The sequence below is a fragment of the Streptomyces sp. NRRL F-5135 genome (assembly GCF_000719775.1).
GTDB classification, from domain to species: Bacteria; Actinomycetota; Actinomycetes; order Streptomycetales; family Streptomycetaceae; genus Streptomyces; species Streptomyces hebeiensis.
Window position 1 is genome coordinate 18,126 of the sequence record NZ_JOHR01000017.1, and the last position, 15,521, is coordinate 33,646.

Genomic DNA, 15,521 nt, shown 5'->3' on the forward strand with positions numbered 1-15,521 from the left:
GATCATCCGTACGGGCCGTCCGGCCGCGCCGCGGCTGACGGACCGGCCGTATGCCGCGGAGCCGCCGGTGGCCCGGACTCGCCCGTCCCCAGCGGCTCGTCAGGGTCGGTCCGCGCCGTTCCGTTTCCGTACGAGCATGTGTGTACGAGCGCGGCCGGGCCCGGGTTCGTCAGACGCTCGGTGGGATGGTCTCGCGGACCGGTGCCGCCAGTGCCGCGAGCGGTGTGGAGTCATGGGTGAACCGCTCGTCCATCGTCACCTCCACATACGTCTTGCGGTACGTGGAGGTGAAACGCGGCCCCGACTCCCGCTCTTCGAGCATCCAGTTGACGCCGTCGGCCTCCACCGCGTCCGCCTGCGGGTCACTCATCCTCTCGGGCCGGGGAACGCCGCACCGCAGCACGATCGCCCCGCCCCCCCATTGGGCGGTCAGATCGGACGCGGGGTCGGTGTCGCCGCGTTCCAGGCCCGCGATCTCCGCCGGCAGTTCCTCGCGCAGGGCACGGCAGAGGGCCGCCTCGCCGGCCGGCGGACCGGGAACCGTCACCGGTGCCGAGGCGTCCGTGGAGGAACAGCCCGCCACGGCCACGAACAGGACGACGGCGGGCAGGCGGCGGAGCGGACGGCCGGATAGCCTGCGCGGGGACGGGCGGCGGGAGGAAGTCACCGGCCCAGCCTAGACGGGGGCTACAGATGCACGACGGGGCAGGTCAGGGTGCGGGTGATGCCTTCCACTTGCTGGACTTTGGCGACGACCATGCGGCCCAGTCCGTCCACGGTGTCGGACTGTGCGCGCACGATCACGTCATAGGGGCCTGTGACGTCCTCGGCCTGGATCACTCCCGGGATCTTGGAGATGGTCTCGGCGACCGCCGTCGCCTTGCCCACCTCGGTCTGGATGAGGATGTACGCCTGTACCACGGAACCTCCAGGGCGGCCACGAGGATCATGTGGGAGAAGAGACGCCACGGTATCGCGTCGCCGACGGCCGAGGGGAGACCCGTACGCCCGGTGGCGTCGGCGGTGCGGCACACGGAAGACGAAGTCGGCGTCCGGTACGGACGTCGCACCCGGACGTTCCGGCAGGGACGTCCGACATGACGCTACCGACAGCAGTCAGGGCCCGCGACCGCAGGTGCGGCCCGGTGAAGAGAGGGGAGACTCGGTGAAGGGAACCGTGGGCGAGTTGGGGGAGTTCGGGCTCATCAGGGAGCTCACCTCCCGGCTCACCACCACCCCGGCGGTGCGGCTGGGGCCGGGCGACGACGCCGCGGTCGTGGCGGCACCGGACCGGCGGGTCGTGGCGAGTACGGACCTGCTGCTGGAGGGACGGCACTTCCGCCGCGACTGGTCGACGGCCTACGACGTCGGCCGCAAGGCCGCCGCGCAGAACCTGGCGGACATCGCTGCCATGGGCGCGGTGCCCACCGCGCTGCTGCTCGGGCTGGTCGTCCCGGCCGAACTCCCGGTCACCTGGCCCACCGAGCTGATGGACGGCCTCCGGGACGAGTGCCAGGTCGCGGGCGCGGCCGTGGTCGGCGGCGATGTCGTGGGCGGGGACACCATCACCATCTCCATCACGGCGCTCGGCGATCTGCGCAACCACGACCCGGTGACCCGGGCGGGCGCGCAGCCGGGCGACATCGTCGCGTACACCGGCTGGCTGGGCTGGTCGGCGGCGGGGCACGCGGTGCTCTCCCGCGGCTTCCGCTCGCCCCGTGCGTTCGTGGAGGCCCACCGCAGGCCGGAGCCGCCGTACCACGCGGGCCCGGCGGCGGCCGGGCTCGGCGCCACGGCGATGACGGACGTCAGCGACGGGCTGGTCGCAGACCTCGGGCACATCGCGGAGGCCAGCAAGGTCCGGATCGATCTGCGGTCAGGTCTGATCGACATCCCGACGCAGATGAACGACATCGGTCAGGCGGTGGGCATCGATCCGATCCAGTGGGTGCTGACCGGGGGCGAGGACCACGCGATCGTCGCCACGTTCCCGCCGGACGTGAAGCTGCCGGCCCGGTGGAAGGTGATCGGCGAGGTGCTCAACCCCTCGGCGCTGCCGCAGGTGACGGTGGACGGGGCACCGTGGACGAGGAAGGGCGGCTGGGACCACTTCGGGGACGTCGAGGACGACCTGGACGACCTGTAGGCCCGCGGGGACCGGGACGGAACAAGGGCCGCGGGTGCCGGAGCGGGCCGGTCCGCGCGATCCGGACGGTGCCGGGTGGAGCCGGACGGCGCCGAGTAGATTCGGGCCCATGCCGATATCCGCGCCCGTGCCGCCCTCCGCGCCCGTGCCGCCTCGTGTCCTCACCGTCGCCGGTTCGGACTCCGGCGGCGGCGCGGGCATCCAGGCCGACCTGAAGACGATGCTGGCGTTCGGGGTGCACGGGATGAGCGTGCTCACCGCCGTCACCGCGCAGAACTCCCAAGGGGTACAGGGCGTCTGGGAACTGCCCGTCGAGGCCGTACGGGCCCAGTACCGCAGTGTCGTCGACGACATCGGGGTCCAGGCCGTGAAGACCGGCATGCTCTCCTCCGCCGAGGTGGTCCAGACCGTCGCCGAACTGCTCGCCGGGACCGATGCCCCGGTGGTCGTCGACCCCGTCGGTGTCTCCAAGCACGGCGATCCGCTGCTGGCCGCGTCCGCCCTGGACACCGTACGGACCCGGCTGCTGCCCGCCGCGACCGTCGCCACCCCCAACCTGGACGAGGTGGCGCAGCTCACCGGCGTACGGGTGGAGGACGAGAAGGGACTGCGGCGCGCGGCCGACGCCGTGCTCGCGTTCGGGCCGCGCTGGGCGCTGATCAAGGGCGGGCACCTGCGGGGAGACGCCGTGGACCTGTTGTGCGACGGTTCGGAGGAGCACTGGCTGCGCGCTCCGCGCCTGGACAACCGGCATACGCACGGCACGGGCTGCACCTACGCGTCGGCCGTCGCCGCGGGACTCGCGAGCGGCCAGGGGGTCGTCGAGGCCGTACGGGCGGCCAAGGAATATGTGACCGGTGCCATCGCGCGGGGGTTCGCGCTGGGTGCCGGCATCGGTCCGGTGGACCACGCGTGGCGATCGCGCTGACACGGAGCGTGCGCGCCCCGGGCGCCCCGGAGGTACGGAACGAGATGCCCCGGGGCGCGCGACAGCGCACGCCAGAACACGAAAGCGTACGCCCGAGCACGGCAAAAAGCCGGCCCACCGAGGTGGACCGGCCCTTCAAGGCAACCGCAGGGGCTGCGCCACGACGCAGGCGTCAGCGCGAGACCTTGCCGGCCTTGATGCAGGAAGTGCAGACGTTGAGCCGCTTCGGCGTCCGACCGACCACGGCACGCACACGCTGGATGTTCGGGTTCCAGCGACGAGACGTACGGCGGTGCGAGTGCGAAATGTTGTTGCCGAAGCCCGGCCCCTTGCCGCATACGTCGCAGTTGGCAGCCACGGGTCACTCCAAAGACTTCAGATGCACGTACAGAGAAATCCGGCTGGCCGGAATCAGTGACTGATGTGGCGTGGCCGGGGGATTGGCCCGATTGGTGTCGGGCAACCGCAGCAGCATACAACGGCTGCCGCAGCAGGAGAAAACTATACCCTCCATGCATCAGGCATCCCGGCCGCTCAAGGAGGATCATCAGGTGCCGCAGACCCTCGACGCCGCAGCCGTACGGAACTGGTGCGCGCTGGCGCTGGAGGCCCTCGGCCGGGAACGCGAGGAGATCGACGCGATCAATGTCTATCCGGTCGCGGACGGTGACACCGGCACCAATCTCTACCTGACCGTGGAGTCGGCGGCCCAGGCGGTCGAGGCGGTGTTCGCCGCGCACGAGACCGGGGGGACGGAGCCGGCCGCCGCCGACGTCGTACGGGCCATGGCGCACGGCGCGCTGATCGGGGCCCGGGGGAATTCGGGGACGATCCTGGCGCAGCTGCTGCGCGGGATGGCGGACGGACCGGCGGAGGCGGCCGCGGGCCCGGCCGCCGAGGACGGCAGCCGGCTCGGTCCCGCGCTGCGGCGGGCGGCCGAGCTGGCCCGTGAGGCCGTCGCGCATCCGGTCGAGGGAACGATTCTGAGCGTGGCCGAGGCGGCGGCGGAGGCGGCGTGCGCCACCGCCCCGGAAACGGGCGCCGGGGGCCCGCCGGACGACGGGACCGCCGTGCGCGCGGCGTACGCGGGCGCGCGCACCGCGCTCGACGCCACCCCGGATCAGCTCGCCGTTTTGGACCGGGCGGGCGTGGTGGACGCGGGGGGACGCGGACTGCTCACGGTGTTCGGCGCCCTGGTGCGGGCGGTGACGGGCGAGGCGCCCACGCCCCCGCCGACGGCCCTCCGCCGGCGCCGGAGGGACGCTGTCGACGAGAAGGGCGACCAACCGGACGGAACCGGCGGACCCCGCGGATCCGGGGGCCATGGGCGGCACGGCACGCACGTGGGGTGCGAGGACACGGAGGGGGCCGATCCGCACGCCGCGGCGGACGGGCCGGCCTTCGAGGTGATCTATCTCCTGGAGGCGGAGGACGACGCCGTGGCCCGGCTGCGCCGGCGCCTCGACGCTCTCGGGGACTCCCTGGTCGTCGTAGGCGGCGACGGGCTGTGGAACGTCCACGTGCACGTGGACGACGCGGGGGCCGCCGTGGAGGCGGGGGTCGAGGCGGGCCGGCCGTACCGCATCCGCATCACCCACTTCGGTGCCGCCCCGGCCGGGCCGGCACCGCGCCCCCAGGAGCGGGCGCAGCGCGCCGTGGTCGCCGTGGTGCCCGGTGAAGGGCTCGCGAAGCTGTGCGCGCGGGCCGGCGCCACGACGGTGCTCGCGCGCCCCGGGGAGACGCCGGCCAGCGGGGAACTGGTCGAGGCGATCCGGCGCGCGCACGCCCACGAGGTGGTACTGCTGCCGAACGACACCGAACTGCGGCACACCGCCGCCGCGGCCGCGGAGCAGGCGCGCGCGGAAGGCGTACGGGTCGCCCTCGTGCCGAGCCGGGCCGCGGTCCAGGGCATCGCCGCGCTCGCGGTGCACCAGCCCGACCGCCGCTTCGACGAGGACGTGGTGGCGATGACCGCCGCCGCGGGTGCCACGCGGTACGCCGAACTCGCCGTCGCGGAACGGCAGTCGTGGACCTCGGCCGGGGTCTGCCAGGCGGGGGACGTGCTCGGACTGATCGACGGCGACGTGGCGGTGATCGGCGTGGACCTCGCCGCCACGTCGGAGGCGGTCCTGGGCCGGATGCTGGCCGCGGGCGGCGAGCTGGTGACGCTGGTCCTCGCCGACGGGGTGCCGCAGTCGCTGGCCGACCGCCTGGAGGCGTACGTACGGGAGCGGCACCTGGCGGTCGACACGGTCGTCTACCGCGGCGGACCGCAGTCGCCACCGCTGCTCGTCGGGGTGGAGTAGCGGGCCGGGGAGCGACCGGTGCCCGCGGCACGGCGGTGAGCTGCTGTGACGCCGGGGTGCGCGACGTTTGTCAGTGCCGTGGTGTGCAATGGATCCCGTGTCCGCGCTGGATGAACCTCTCAAGAAGACGCTCGGCCCCGCCACCGCGAAGGTGATGGCCGAGCACCTGGACCTGCACACGGTCGGCGATCTGCTGCACCACTACCCCCGGCGCTACGAGGAGCGCGGCAGGCTGACCCCGCTGTCCGACCTGCCGCTGGACGAGGACGTCACGGTGGTCGCCCAGGTCGCCGACTCCCGGATCCACACGTTCAACCAGGGCCGGGGACAGCGCCTGGAGATCACCCTGACCGACGGCAGCGGCCGGCTCCAGCTGGTCTTCTTCGGCCGGGGCCTGCACAAGCCGCACAAGGAGCTGCCGCCGGGCAGCCGGGGCATGTTCGCGGGCAAGGTGTCCGTCTTCAACCGCAAGCTCCAGCTCGCGCACCCCACGTACGTCCCGCTCGGCGGGAGCGGCGACGCGGAGGACACCGAGGAGGCCGTGGACGCGTTCGCGGGCAAGCTGATCCCGATCTACCCGGCCTGCAAGGGCATGGAGTCCTGGAAGATCACCAAGGCGGTCGACGCGGTGCTGCCGAGGGCGGGGGAGGCGGTCGATCCGCTGCCGCAGGCGCTGCGCGCGGGGCGCGGCTTCGTGCCGCTGCCGGAGGCGCTGCTCAAGGTGCACCGGCCGGAGAGCCGGGCGGACATCGAGGACGCGAGGACGCGCCTGAAGTGGGACGAGGCGTTCGTGCTCCAGGTCGCGCTGGCCCGGCGGCGGTTCGCGGACAGCCAGTTGCCGGCCGTGCCGCGCGAGCCGGTGGCGGGCGGGGTGCTGGACGCGTTCGACGCCCGGCTCCCGTTCACGCTGACGGAGGGACAGCGCAAGGTCACGGCGGAGATCTTCGCGGACCTCGCGACCGAGCACCCGATGCACCGGCTGCTCCAGGGAGAGGTCGGCTCGGGCAAGACGCTGGTCGCGCTGCGGGCGATGCTCGCGACGGTCGACGCGGGCGGTCAGGCCGCGATGCTGGCGCCCACCGAGGTCCTCGCCCAGCAGCACCACCGTTCGATCACGGAGATGATGGGGGAACTGGCGCAAGGAGGGATGCTCGGCGGGGCGGAGCAGGCCACGAAGGTGGTGCTGCTCACCGGCTCCATGGGCGCGGCGGCACGGCGGCAGGCGCTGCTGGACCTGGTCACCGGCGAGGCGGGGATCGTGATCGGCACACACGCCCTGATCGAGGACAAGGTGCGCTTCCACGACCTGGGCCTGGTGGTGGTGGACGAGCAGCACCGCTTCGGTGTGGAGCAGCGCGACGCGCTCCGTTCCAAGGGCAAGCAGCCGCCGCACCTGCTGGTCATGACCGCCACGCCCATTCCCCGCACGGTCGCGATGACCGTCTTCGGGGACCTGGAGACCTCCGTACTGGACCAGCTCCCGGCCGGCCGCTCGCCGATCGCCAGCCATGTGGTCCCGGCGCTGGACAAGCCGCACTTCCTGGCGCGGGCCTGGGAGCGGGTGCGGGAGGAGGTCGGCAAGGGGCACCAGGCGTACGTCGTCTGCCCGCGCATCGGCGACGCCGAGGACGAGAAAGCCGAGAAGGGCGGGAAGGGCGGAACGGCCGAGAAGGCGGGGAAGAAGGGCAACCAGTCGGCCGAGGACGAGGCGGAGAAGCGGCCCCCGCTCGCGGTTCTGGAGGTCGCCGGGCAACTGAGGGCGGGACCGCTGGCGGGGCTGGCGGTGGAGGTCCTGCACGGGCGGATGCAGCCCGACGACAAGGACGCGGTGATGCGCCGGTTCGCGGCGGGCGAGGTGGACGTGCTCGTGGCGACGACGGTCATCGAGGTCGGGGTGAACGTGCCCAACGCCACGGCGATGGTGATCATGGACGCGGACCGGTTCGGGGTCTCGCAGCTGCACCAGCTGCGCGGCCGGGTGGGCCGCGGCTCGGCGCCCGGACTGTGTCTGCTGGTCACGGACATGCCGGAGGCGAGCCCCGCCCGGGCCCGGCTCGGCGCGGTCGCCGCCACACTGGACGGCTTCGAGCTGTCCCGGATCGACCTCGAACAGCGCCGCGAGGGCGACGTCCTCGGTCAGGCCCAGTCCGGTGTGCGGTCCTCGCTGCGGATGCTGGCGGTGATCGACGACGAGGAGGTCATCGCGGCGGCCCGGGAGGAGGCCGTGGCGGTGGTGGCCAAGGACCCGGACCTGACGCACTCCCCGGAGCTGCGCACGGCCCTGGACGCCCTCCTGGACACGGAACGGGAGCAGTACCTTGACAAGGGGTGACAAGGGATGACAAGCGCCGACAAGGGCCCTGAAGGGCCGAGAAGGGCCGTGCCCGCGGTGTGACGCACGGGGCGACCGGGCCCTCCGCGACGGGCGGCGATGTCACGGCGCTCTCAGGTGCGCGCGAACGGCCCGCCGGCGGACGGGTCGCGGCGCGCGGGCCCGGGTAGCGTCGGCGTGCCCACGGCGAAAGGAGCGAGGGACAGTGGCCGAGTCGATTCCCGCCGATCCCGACGAGGACGACGCCGTCCGGCGCGTCCGGGAACAGAACGCGGCGTTCGCCGAACTGGACCGCGCGCCGGCGGCGCACGAGGTCCACGGGCCGGTCACCGTGACCGTGTGCGGCGAGCGCTTCGAGGTGCCCCTGACGGTCCCGGACGTGCGGGCCGCGCTGCCCGAGCGGCTGCGCGGGGAGTTCGACGCGGAGTTCGCCGCCGCGCCGCCCAACGCTCTTGGAGCGCTCGTCCGCAAGTGGGCCCTGGAGGTCATCCCCGGCGACGCGATCGACCGGGTGGACGTCCTCCTGCGCGCCGAGCAACAGGCAGCCGGCGGTTCGGGGACGGCCGCCGCGTGAAGTACCGCATCGCCTACGCCCCGGCCGCCGGGCAGGCCCTGGGAAAGCTCGCAGGACCCGACGCCTTCCGGGCCGCCGTCGCACGCACGATCGGCGCCCGACCATTCGGACACGGCTCCACGCAGGTCGACGGCGACAGGGACCGGCGGGAGGCCGTCGTCTCCGGCGCGATCATCCGCTACGTCGTCTCCGCCGGAATCCTGACCGTCACCGTGGTCCGCCTCATCCCGGCCCCCTAGGGCGTGTTTCGAAAGTCCCGCCTGGCTCGCGACGCCTGGCATGCACGCTCGCTGCGTTGTCGGAGTCGTCCAAGTACGTCCAGTACGAGGACGATCCTCCGCCTTGCGATCGCACGCACCAGACGCCGCGAGCCCCGCCCTGCGGGCGGACGCGCTCCTCGGCGGCTTCGACGGCATCCGGGTCGCCGACCTGTACGCCGGGTCCGGCGCCGTCGGCCTCGAAGCCCTCTCGCGCGGGGCCGCCCACGCGCTGCTCGTCGAGGCCGACGCGCGCGCCGCGCGCACCGTACGGGCGAACGTGGCCGCGCTCGCGCTGCCCGGCGCCGAGGTACGGGCCGGCAAGGCCGAACAGGTCGTCCAGGGCCCGCCGCCCAGCCTCCCCTACGACCTCGTCTTCCTCGATCCGCCGTACGCCGTCACCGATGACGATCTCCGGGAGATCCTGCTCACACTCCGCACCGGGGGCTGGCTCGCCGCCTCCGCCGTCGCCACCGTTGAACGCAGCACCAGGGGCGGGGAGTTCGGCTGGCCGGAGGGGTTCGCACCCGTGCGTTCGCGCCGCTACGGCGAGGGAACGCTTTGGTACGGTCGCGCCGCCTCTCGTTGTGAAGCAGCACGATGACCGGACCGGAGAGCGAGGGAATTCAGGTGCGCCGCGCCGTCTGTCCGGGGTCCTTCGACCCCATCACCAATGGCCATCTCGACATCATCGCCCGCGCCTCCAAGCTGTACGACGTCGTACACGTCGCGGTGATGATCAACAAGTCCAAGAAGGGCCTGTTCACGATCGACGAGCGGATCGCCCTGATCCGTGAGGCCACCGCCGAGTTCGGCAATGTCCAGGTCGAGTCCTTCCACGGGCTGCTCGTCGACTTCTGCAAGGAGCGCGACATCCCCGCCATCGTCAAGGGGCTGCGAGCGGTCAGCGACTTCGACTACGAACTCCAGATGGCGCAGATGAACAACGGGCTCTCGGGCGTCGAGACCCTGTTCGTCCCCACCAATCCCACCTACAGCTTCCTCTCCTCCTCCCTGGTCAAGGAGGTGGCGACCTGGGGCGGTGACGTCTCCCACCTGCTGCCTCCGGCCGTGCACAGCGCGCTGCTCGAACGCCTGCGCGCGCGGTGACGACCGGCGCGGCGGACTGACGGCCCGTCATCCGGTGTCGGAGGGGCCGCCGCTGGCCGTACAGTCGTTGCGTCCGTCTCCCAACCAGCTGTAGAGAGTGGCGAGCACACGGTGGACGTGCAGAAGAAGCTCGACGAGATCGTCGACACGGTGGGCAGTGCCCGCTCGATGCCCATGTCGGCCTCCTGCGTGGTGAACCGCGCCGAACTGCTCGCGATGCTCGAAGAGGTACGGGAGGCGCTCCCCGGCTCGCTGGCGCAGGCCCAGGAGCTGATCGGCGGCCGTGAACAGATGGCCGAGCAGGCCCGGCAGGAGGCCGGGCGGATCCTCGAGGCGGCGCGCGCCGAGCGCGCCGCGCTGCTGGCCGGGACCGCGATCGCCCGCCAGTCCCAGGACGAGGCCGACCGGATCCTCGCCGAGGCCCGCAGGGAGGCCGAGGAGATCCGGGCGGAGGCCGACGACTACGTCGACTCCAAGCTCGCCAACTTCGAGGTCGTCCTCACCAAGACCATCGGCTCGGTCGACCGGGGCCGCGAGAAGCTGCTCGGCCGTTCGCCCGGCACCGGCGGCGAGGACGACGACGCCCCCGAGTACAGCTCGGACCCGGCGACCCTGATCGGCCGTGCCGACGAGTACGTCGACGCCAAGCTCGGCGCCTTCGAGGCCGTGCTGTCCAAGACCCTGGAAGCGGTCGGCCGCGGCCGGCAGAAGCTGCACGGCCGGATCGCCAGCGACGAGCTCGGCGCGCACATGGCGGCCCAGGACGCGGCCGGCCCGCAGGGCCGCACCAGCGACGCCGACTACCTCGCGGGCCTCGCCGGGACGCCCGGGGACGCCGCGGCGGACCTCGGGGCGGCCGCCCGGACCCCGGGGGCCCCCGCGCCCGTACCGGCGCCCCCGCGGCCGTCGGCCGCCCCGGTGGTTCCCGAGGCCCCGCCCGCCGTCCCCGACCCCTACATGGACCCCGCCTACGCCCAGTCGGCCGCCGGATACCAGGACCCCGGGCAGGGCTATCCGGGCGTGGCCCAGGGCACGGGCTACCAGGACCCCGGTTACGCCGAGCCCGGCTACGCCGCGTACCAGCAGCAGGACGCCGCGTACGGCGGCTACCAGCAGCAGCCCTACGGCTACGAGCAGCAGGGCTACGGCCAGGACTACGGCTGGCAGCAGCCCGCCGGCCAGTCCCAGCAGCCCGCCCTGCCCGCCGGGACCGGCCGGCCGGAGCAGTCGGCCCTCGACGAGACCAGCTTCTTCGACACCAGCATGATCGACATGGACCAGCTGCGCCGCTACGAGCAGGGGCGCTGAGCCCACCGTCGACGGACGGCGGAACCCGGCGGGCACCGACGGTCAGGGGGGACCGGATTGGGCCTACGGCGGCCGGTCCAGTACCCTGGCTCTTCGGTCGCGTGTACACCCGCGGCCCCGGCTGCCCGCTTCGCCTCCGCGACGACGGCGGCCCCCGACCCCACGATCCGAAAGCGGGAAAAGCCCTGAACGCGCGCCTCGACCACCGCAACCCCCTCGTGTTCGACACACACGAGCTGGGGCGGCGGCCCGGTGCGCTCCAGAAGCTGAAGCGCTCGGTCCCCGCGCCCCCCGACCTCGGGATCGCCGGGGTGGTCGAGGTGGCCCGGGGCGGACCCGTGGAGCTGGACCTCCGTCTCGAGTCCGTCATGGAGGGGGTGCTCGTCACGGGCACCGCCCGCGCGACGGCCGAGGGGGAGTGCGTAAGGTGTCTGGAGCCGCTGGGCCACGAGGTGACGGCGGACTTCCAGGAGCTGTTCTCGTACCACGAAGTCGACGACCGGGGCCGCGTCCGCGCGGAGCCGGAGGACGACGAGGACGAGGACACACTGTTCGTCGAGGACGGCCTGTTCGACCTCGAACCCGTGCTGCGTGATGCGGTGGTGCTCACACTGCCGATGCAGCCGGTGTGCCGGGAGGACTGTGCCGGTCTGTGTTCCGAATGCGGGATCAGGCTGGACGAGAATCCGGGCCACCACCACGATGCCGTCGACATCCGTTGGGCGGCATTGCAAGGACTCGCCGAGACCGTCACGGACGGCGAGAAGGACGACATGGGCGGCGCCGAAGCGGGCGTCGACAAGAAGCAGGAGAAGTAGCCGTGGCTGTTCCGAAGCGGAAGATGTCGCGCAGCAACACGCGCCACCGCCGGTCGCAGTGGAAGGCTGCGGTCCCTACCCTGGTGGCGTGCGAGCGCTGCCAGGAGCCGAAGCTCCAGCACATCGCGTGCCCGAGCTGCGGCACGTACAACAAGCGCCAGGTCCTCGAGGTCTGAGCGGCTGGTGAGAGGCTCGATGTCTGAACTGTCCCCTGCCAAGAAGCAGCCAGACAACCTCAGTACGGCCTCGCCTCACACGCTTCTGGAAGGGCGGCTCGGGTATCGGCTCGACACCGCCCTTCTGGTGCGTGCGCTGACGCACCGCAGTTACGCGTACGAGAACGGCGGCCTGCCCACCAACGAGCGGCTGGAGTTCCTCGGGGACTCGGTGCTCGGCCTGGTGGTCACGGACACGCTGTACCGCACCCACCCCGACCTGCCCGAGGGCCAGCTCGCGAAGTTGCGGGCCGCGGTGGTCAACTCACGTGCGCTGGCGGGGGTGGGCCGGGGCCTGGAGCTGGGCTCCTTCATCCGGCTCGGCCGGGGCGAGGAGGGCACGGGAGGCCGGGACAAGGCGTCCATCCTCGCCGACACACTCGAAGCGGTGATTGGCGCGGTCTACATCGACCAGGGCCTCGACGCGGCGTCCGAGCTGGTGCACCGGCTCTTCGACCCGCTGATCGAGAAGTCCTCGAACCTCGGGGCCGGTCTGGACTGGAAGACCAGTCTCCAGGAGCTGACCGCGGCGGAGGGACTCGGGGTTCCCGAGTACGTCGTCACGGAGACGGGACCGGACCACGAGAAGACCTTCACTGCTGCCGCCCGCGTCGGTGGTGTCTCGTACGGCACCGGCACCGGCCGCAGCAAGAAGGAAGCGGAACAGCAGGCGGCGGAGTCCGCGTGGCGGGCCATCCGGGCCGCGGCGGACGAGCGGGAGGCGGCGAAGGCCACGGAGGGCGCCGGTGTCGACGCCGCTGCCGGGGCCGTCAGCGCACAGGCTCCCGAGGCCCCCGCGGCCACGCCGCAGCGCAGCTCCGCGGACCGGGCCGCCCCGGTCACGGCGGCGCCGGATGCGGCTGCCGCCGGCCCGGAGACCACGGAACCGGACACCATGGGCCCGGACACCACCGCTCCGGACACCACCGGTCCGGTCGCGGGGCCGGGTGCCACGGGCCGGCCGGCGCCCGCCTGACGGCTCCCGCGCAGTCCTTTGTGCGCGCCCCTCGTGTCGTGGTACGGCATGAGGGGCGGGCCGTTGCCTCCCGCCGTCCGTCAAGGAGCCCGTCGTGCCCGAGCTGCCCGAGGTCGAAGTCGTCCGGCGTGGACTCGAACGCTGGGTGGGCGGCCGTACCGTCGCCGCGGTCGAGGTGCTGCACCCCCGTGCGGTACGGCGGCACCTCGCGGGCGGCGCGGACTTCGCGGCCCGTCTGACCGGCCAGACCGTCGGCACGGCCCGTCGACGCGGCAAATACCTCTGGCTGCCGCTCGCCGACACCGGTCTCTCGGTGCTCGGCCACCTCGGGATGAGTGGTCAGCTGCTCGTACGCCCCGAGGACGCGCCCGACGAGAAGCACCTGCGGATCCGTGTCCGGTTCACCGACACCGAGACCACCGGCACGACCGAGCCCCCCGCCCTCACCGGCGCGGTCCCCACCGAGCTCCGCTTCGTCGACCAGCGCACCTTCGGCGGGCTCTCGCTCCACGACACCACCCCCGACGGACTGCCGGACGTCATCGCGCACATCGCGCGCGACCCGCTCGACCCGGCGTTCGACGACGCCGCGTTCCACACCGCGCTGCGGCTGCGCCGTACGACGGTCAAGCGCGCCCTGCTCGACCAGTCGCTGATCAGCGGCGTGGGCAACATCTACGCGGACGAGGCGCTCTGGCGTTCCCGGCTGCACTACGACCGTCCGACCGCGACCCTCACCCGGCCGCGCTCGGTGGAACTGCTCGGTCACGTACGGGACGTGATGAACGCGGCGCTGGCGGTGGGCGGCACCAGCTTCGACAGCCTGTACGTCAACGTGAACGGGGAATCCGGCTACTTCGACCGGTCGCTCGACGCGTACGGGCGCGAGGACGAGCCCTGCCGCCGGTGCGGGACGCCCATGCGGCGGCGGCCCTGGATGAACCGGTCCAGCTATTTCTGCCCGCGTTGTCAGCGCCCGCCGCGCGCCGTCGTGACCGTGCCGCCGTCCCGTTCCCGTACACCGTCGTCCCGTTCCCGCCCGGCGTCGTAACCCCGCTCCGCGGCTTCGTGACGTTCCCGCGTGGCGTCGTAGCGCTCCCGCGCCGCCAGCACCTCGGACATCCGGCCCTCCACCAGCTCGATCAGCGCGAGGAGCTGTCCGGCGACCGCGCGGCCCAGCGGGGTCAGCGCGTAGTCCACGCGCGGCGGATTGACCGGCTTCGCGTCGCGGTGCACCAGGCCGTCCCGCTCCAGCGCGTGCAGGGTCCGGGAGAGCATCTTCTCGCTCACACCGTCCACCCGCCGCCGCAGTTCGTTGAAGCGGCAGCCGCTCTCGTACAGCGCGCCGAGCGTGAGACTGCCCCAGCGGCCCGTCGCGTGCTCCAGGGTGGCGCGCGAGGGGCAGCGCCGGGAGAACACGTCGAAGACCGGGGCCTCGTCCGGGCCAGGGGCCTCGCCCGGGGCGTCCACGACGCTGGGATCGTCCATATCGTCACCTTACAACTCGAAAGCGCCACCCGATGGATGGCGCTTTCGAAAGGTGACCGGCAGGTGAGTACGGCTCAGAAGCCGAAGTCCTGCGTCCACCACGGGCCGCCCGGCCCGTAGTGCACACCCACACCGAGCCGGGTGTAGTCGCAGTTCAGTATGTTCGCGCGGTGTCCGTCGCTGTTCATCCAGGACTCCATCACCGCGTCGGCGCTCGACTGGCCACGCGCTATGTTCTCCCCGCCCAGGCCCTTGACGCCCGCCTTGTCGGCGCGGTCCCAGGGGGTCTTCCCGTCCGGGTCCGTGTGGTCGAAGAATCCGCGTGCCGCCATGTCGTCGCTGAACTTCTGCGCCAGCCTGGCCAGGCCGGAGTCCGCCCGCAGGGGCTTGCAGCCGGCCTTGGCCCGCTCGTCGTTGACCATCGCGAGCACCGCGGCCTCGTCCGGGGCGGTGGTGCCGCCGCCGGAGGAGCCGGAACCCGCGCCGGGTGCCACGGCGGAGCGGTCCTCCGTGGGCTGCTCGGACGCCGGGGCCTTGCTGTCGGAGGGCGCGGAACTCCGGGTCCGCTCGGGCTCGGAGGACGTCTCGCTCTTCTCCGGCGCCGGCCTGTCCCGTTCCGGGGCGGCGGCCGGCTTCGACTTCTGCGACGGCGTGGCGGACTGCTTCTCCGCGGCGGGCGACGAGGACTTGGCGGGGGCCTCGCCCCGCTCGGCGCTCCGGCTGGGGGAGACCGAGGCCTCGCGGGTCGGCTCGTCGGAGGAGCCGCCCTGCTGGTGGAGTTCGGGCGCGCCCTCGGTCCTGACCGGACCGCCGCCCGCGCTGCCGACGGTGTACTCGTTGCCGCCACCGGGCAGCAGCCCCGAGGCGACCGCCACGGCCCCCACGGCCATGGCCGCGGAGGCGCCGAGCAGTCCCGTACGCACGGGGGCGGCGACCCGTCTCTTCCGGCCGGCCCCGTCCGCGCGGTCATCGGGGGCGGGCGGGGCTGCGGCGGAGCGTCGGTGGCGTCCCATCTGCTGTGTGCCTTCCTCATGCTCTCGACGACAACATGGCTCACCCGTAC

The 15,521-nt window shown here is 72.9% G+C and carries 18 protein-coding genes; 13 read left to right on the top strand and 5 right to left on the bottom strand.

What is annotated here, in order from left to right; genetic code table 11:
• Positions 1-169: 169 nt before the first annotated feature.
• Positions 170-667, bottom strand: coding sequence for a DUF3515 domain-containing protein (locus IG02_RS0127060; protein WP_030753493.1), 498 nt, complete (start codon positions 665-667; stop codon positions 170-172).
• 20 nt (positions 668-687) lie between these two features.
• The gene (locus IG02_RS0127065) at positions 688-921 is read right to left on the bottom strand and encodes an Lrp/AsnC ligand binding domain-containing protein (RefSeq protein WP_030753495.1); all 234 of its coding nucleotides are present in this window, start codon (positions 919-921) and stop codon (positions 688-690) included.
• Positions 922-1,165: 244 nt separating this feature from the next.
• Here IG02_RS0127065 and IG02_RS0127070 point away from each other — a divergent pair, with 244 nt between their 5' ends.
• Positions 1,166-2,146 carry a thiamine-phosphate kinase gene (locus tag IG02_RS0127070; protein WP_030753497.1) on the top strand — a complete coding sequence of 327 codons (981 nt, stop codon included), beginning with the start codon at positions 1,166-1,168 and terminating at the stop codon, positions 2,144-2,146.
• 115 nt (positions 2,147-2,261) lie between these two features.
• A complete protein-coding gene (thiD, locus tag IG02_RS0127075) occupies positions 2,262-3,074 on the top strand; it encodes a bifunctional hydroxymethylpyrimidine kinase/phosphomethylpyrimidine kinase (RefSeq protein ID WP_030753499.1) in 813 nt (270 codons plus the stop codon).
• Between the two features lie 172 nt (positions 3,075-3,246).
• Here the strand turns inward: thiD and rpmB are convergent, their stop codons facing one another.
• Entirely contained in the window at positions 3,247-3,432 is a 186-nt protein-coding gene (gene rpmB / locus IG02_RS39860; protein ID WP_003957616.1) for a 50S ribosomal protein L28, read from the bottom strand.
• Between the two features lie 154 nt (positions 3,433-3,586).
• Between rpmB and IG02_RS0127080 the strand changes: the two genes are divergently transcribed.
• The 11 genes from IG02_RS0127080 to mutM all read left to right on the top strand — a co-directional run bounded on the left by IG02_RS0127080 (position 3,587) and on the right by mutM (position 14,021).
• Positions 3,587-5,380, top strand: a complete 1,794-nt coding sequence (locus IG02_RS0127080) for a DAK2 domain-containing protein (RefSeq protein ID WP_051765783.1) — start codon at positions 3,587-3,589, stop codon at positions 5,378-5,380.
• Between the two features lie 88 nt (positions 5,381-5,468).
• Complete coding sequence (gene recG, locus IG02_RS0127085) at positions 5,469-7,712, top strand: ATP-dependent DNA helicase RecG (protein WP_030753504.1); 2,244 nt, start codon at positions 5,469-5,471, stop codon at positions 7,710-7,712.
• A 205-nt stretch (positions 7,713-7,917) separates the two neighbouring features.
• Positions 7,918-8,286 carry a hypothetical protein gene (locus IG02_RS37010; protein ID WP_037804375.1) on the top strand — a complete coding sequence of 123 codons (369 nt, stop codon included), beginning with the start codon at positions 7,918-7,920 and terminating at the stop codon, positions 8,284-8,286.
• Positions 8,283-8,525: a hypothetical protein gene (locus IG02_RS0127095; RefSeq protein WP_030753507.1), complete on the top strand. Its 243-nt coding sequence runs from the start codon at positions 8,283-8,285 to the stop codon at positions 8,523-8,525. The genes IG02_RS37010 and IG02_RS0127095 overlap by 4 nt, the downstream gene beginning before the upstream one ends.
• Positions 8,526-8,628: 103 nt before the next feature.
• Positions 8,629-9,147, top strand: a complete 519-nt coding sequence (locus IG02_RS0127100) for an RsmD family RNA methyltransferase (protein WP_051765785.1) — start codon at positions 8,629-8,631, stop codon at positions 9,145-9,147.
• Between the two features lie 26 nt (positions 9,148-9,173).
• Entirely contained in the window at positions 9,174-9,653 is a 480-nt protein-coding gene (gene coaD, locus IG02_RS0127105; RefSeq protein WP_037804377.1) for a pantetheine-phosphate adenylyltransferase, read from the top strand.
• A 111-nt stretch (positions 9,654-9,764) separates the two neighbouring features.
• Positions 9,765-10,961 (top strand): hypothetical protein, encoded by a 1,197-nt coding sequence (locus IG02_RS0127110; RefSeq protein ID WP_030753516.1) that lies wholly within the window; start codon positions 9,765-9,767, stop codon positions 10,959-10,961.
• A 185-nt stretch (positions 10,962-11,146) separates the two neighbouring features.
• On the top strand, positions 11,147-11,779 hold the full coding sequence (locus IG02_RS0127115) for a YceD family protein (RefSeq protein WP_078854882.1): 633 nt from the start codon (positions 11,147-11,149) through the stop codon (positions 11,777-11,779).
• Between the two features lie 2 nt (positions 11,780-11,781).
• The gene (gene rpmF / locus IG02_RS0127120; protein WP_030753522.1) at positions 11,782-11,955 is read left to right on the top strand and encodes a 50S ribosomal protein L32; all 174 of its coding nucleotides are present in this window, start codon (positions 11,782-11,784) and stop codon (positions 11,953-11,955) included.
• Between the two features lie 19 nt (positions 11,956-11,974).
• Positions 11,975-12,970 (top strand): ribonuclease III, encoded by a 996-nt coding sequence (gene rnc, locus IG02_RS0127125; RefSeq protein WP_234314925.1) that lies wholly within the window; start codon positions 11,975-11,977, stop codon positions 12,968-12,970.
• A 94-nt stretch (positions 12,971-13,064) separates the two neighbouring features.
• On the top strand, positions 13,065-14,021 hold the full coding sequence (gene mutM, locus IG02_RS0127130; protein WP_051765790.1) for a bifunctional DNA-formamidopyrimidine glycosylase/DNA-(apurinic or apyrimidinic site) lyase: 957 nt from the start codon (positions 13,065-13,067) through the stop codon (positions 14,019-14,021).
• On the opposite strand, the gene IG02_RS0127135 is transcribed toward mutM, so the two are convergent.
• Both IG02_RS0127135 and IG02_RS0127140 read right to left on the bottom strand, forming a co-directional pair.
• Positions 13,940-14,458: a winged helix-turn-helix transcriptional regulator gene (locus IG02_RS0127135; RefSeq protein ID WP_078854868.1), complete on the bottom strand. Its 519-nt coding sequence runs from the start codon at positions 14,456-14,458 to the stop codon at positions 13,940-13,942. The two genes, mutM and IG02_RS0127135, sit on opposite strands and share 82 nt — an antisense overlap.
• 74 nt (positions 14,459-14,532) lie before the next feature.
• Complete coding sequence (locus IG02_RS0127140) at positions 14,533-15,471, bottom strand: CAP domain-containing protein (RefSeq protein ID WP_030753533.1); 939 nt, start codon at positions 15,469-15,471, stop codon at positions 14,533-14,535.
• Positions 15,472-15,521: the final 50 nt, after the last annotated feature.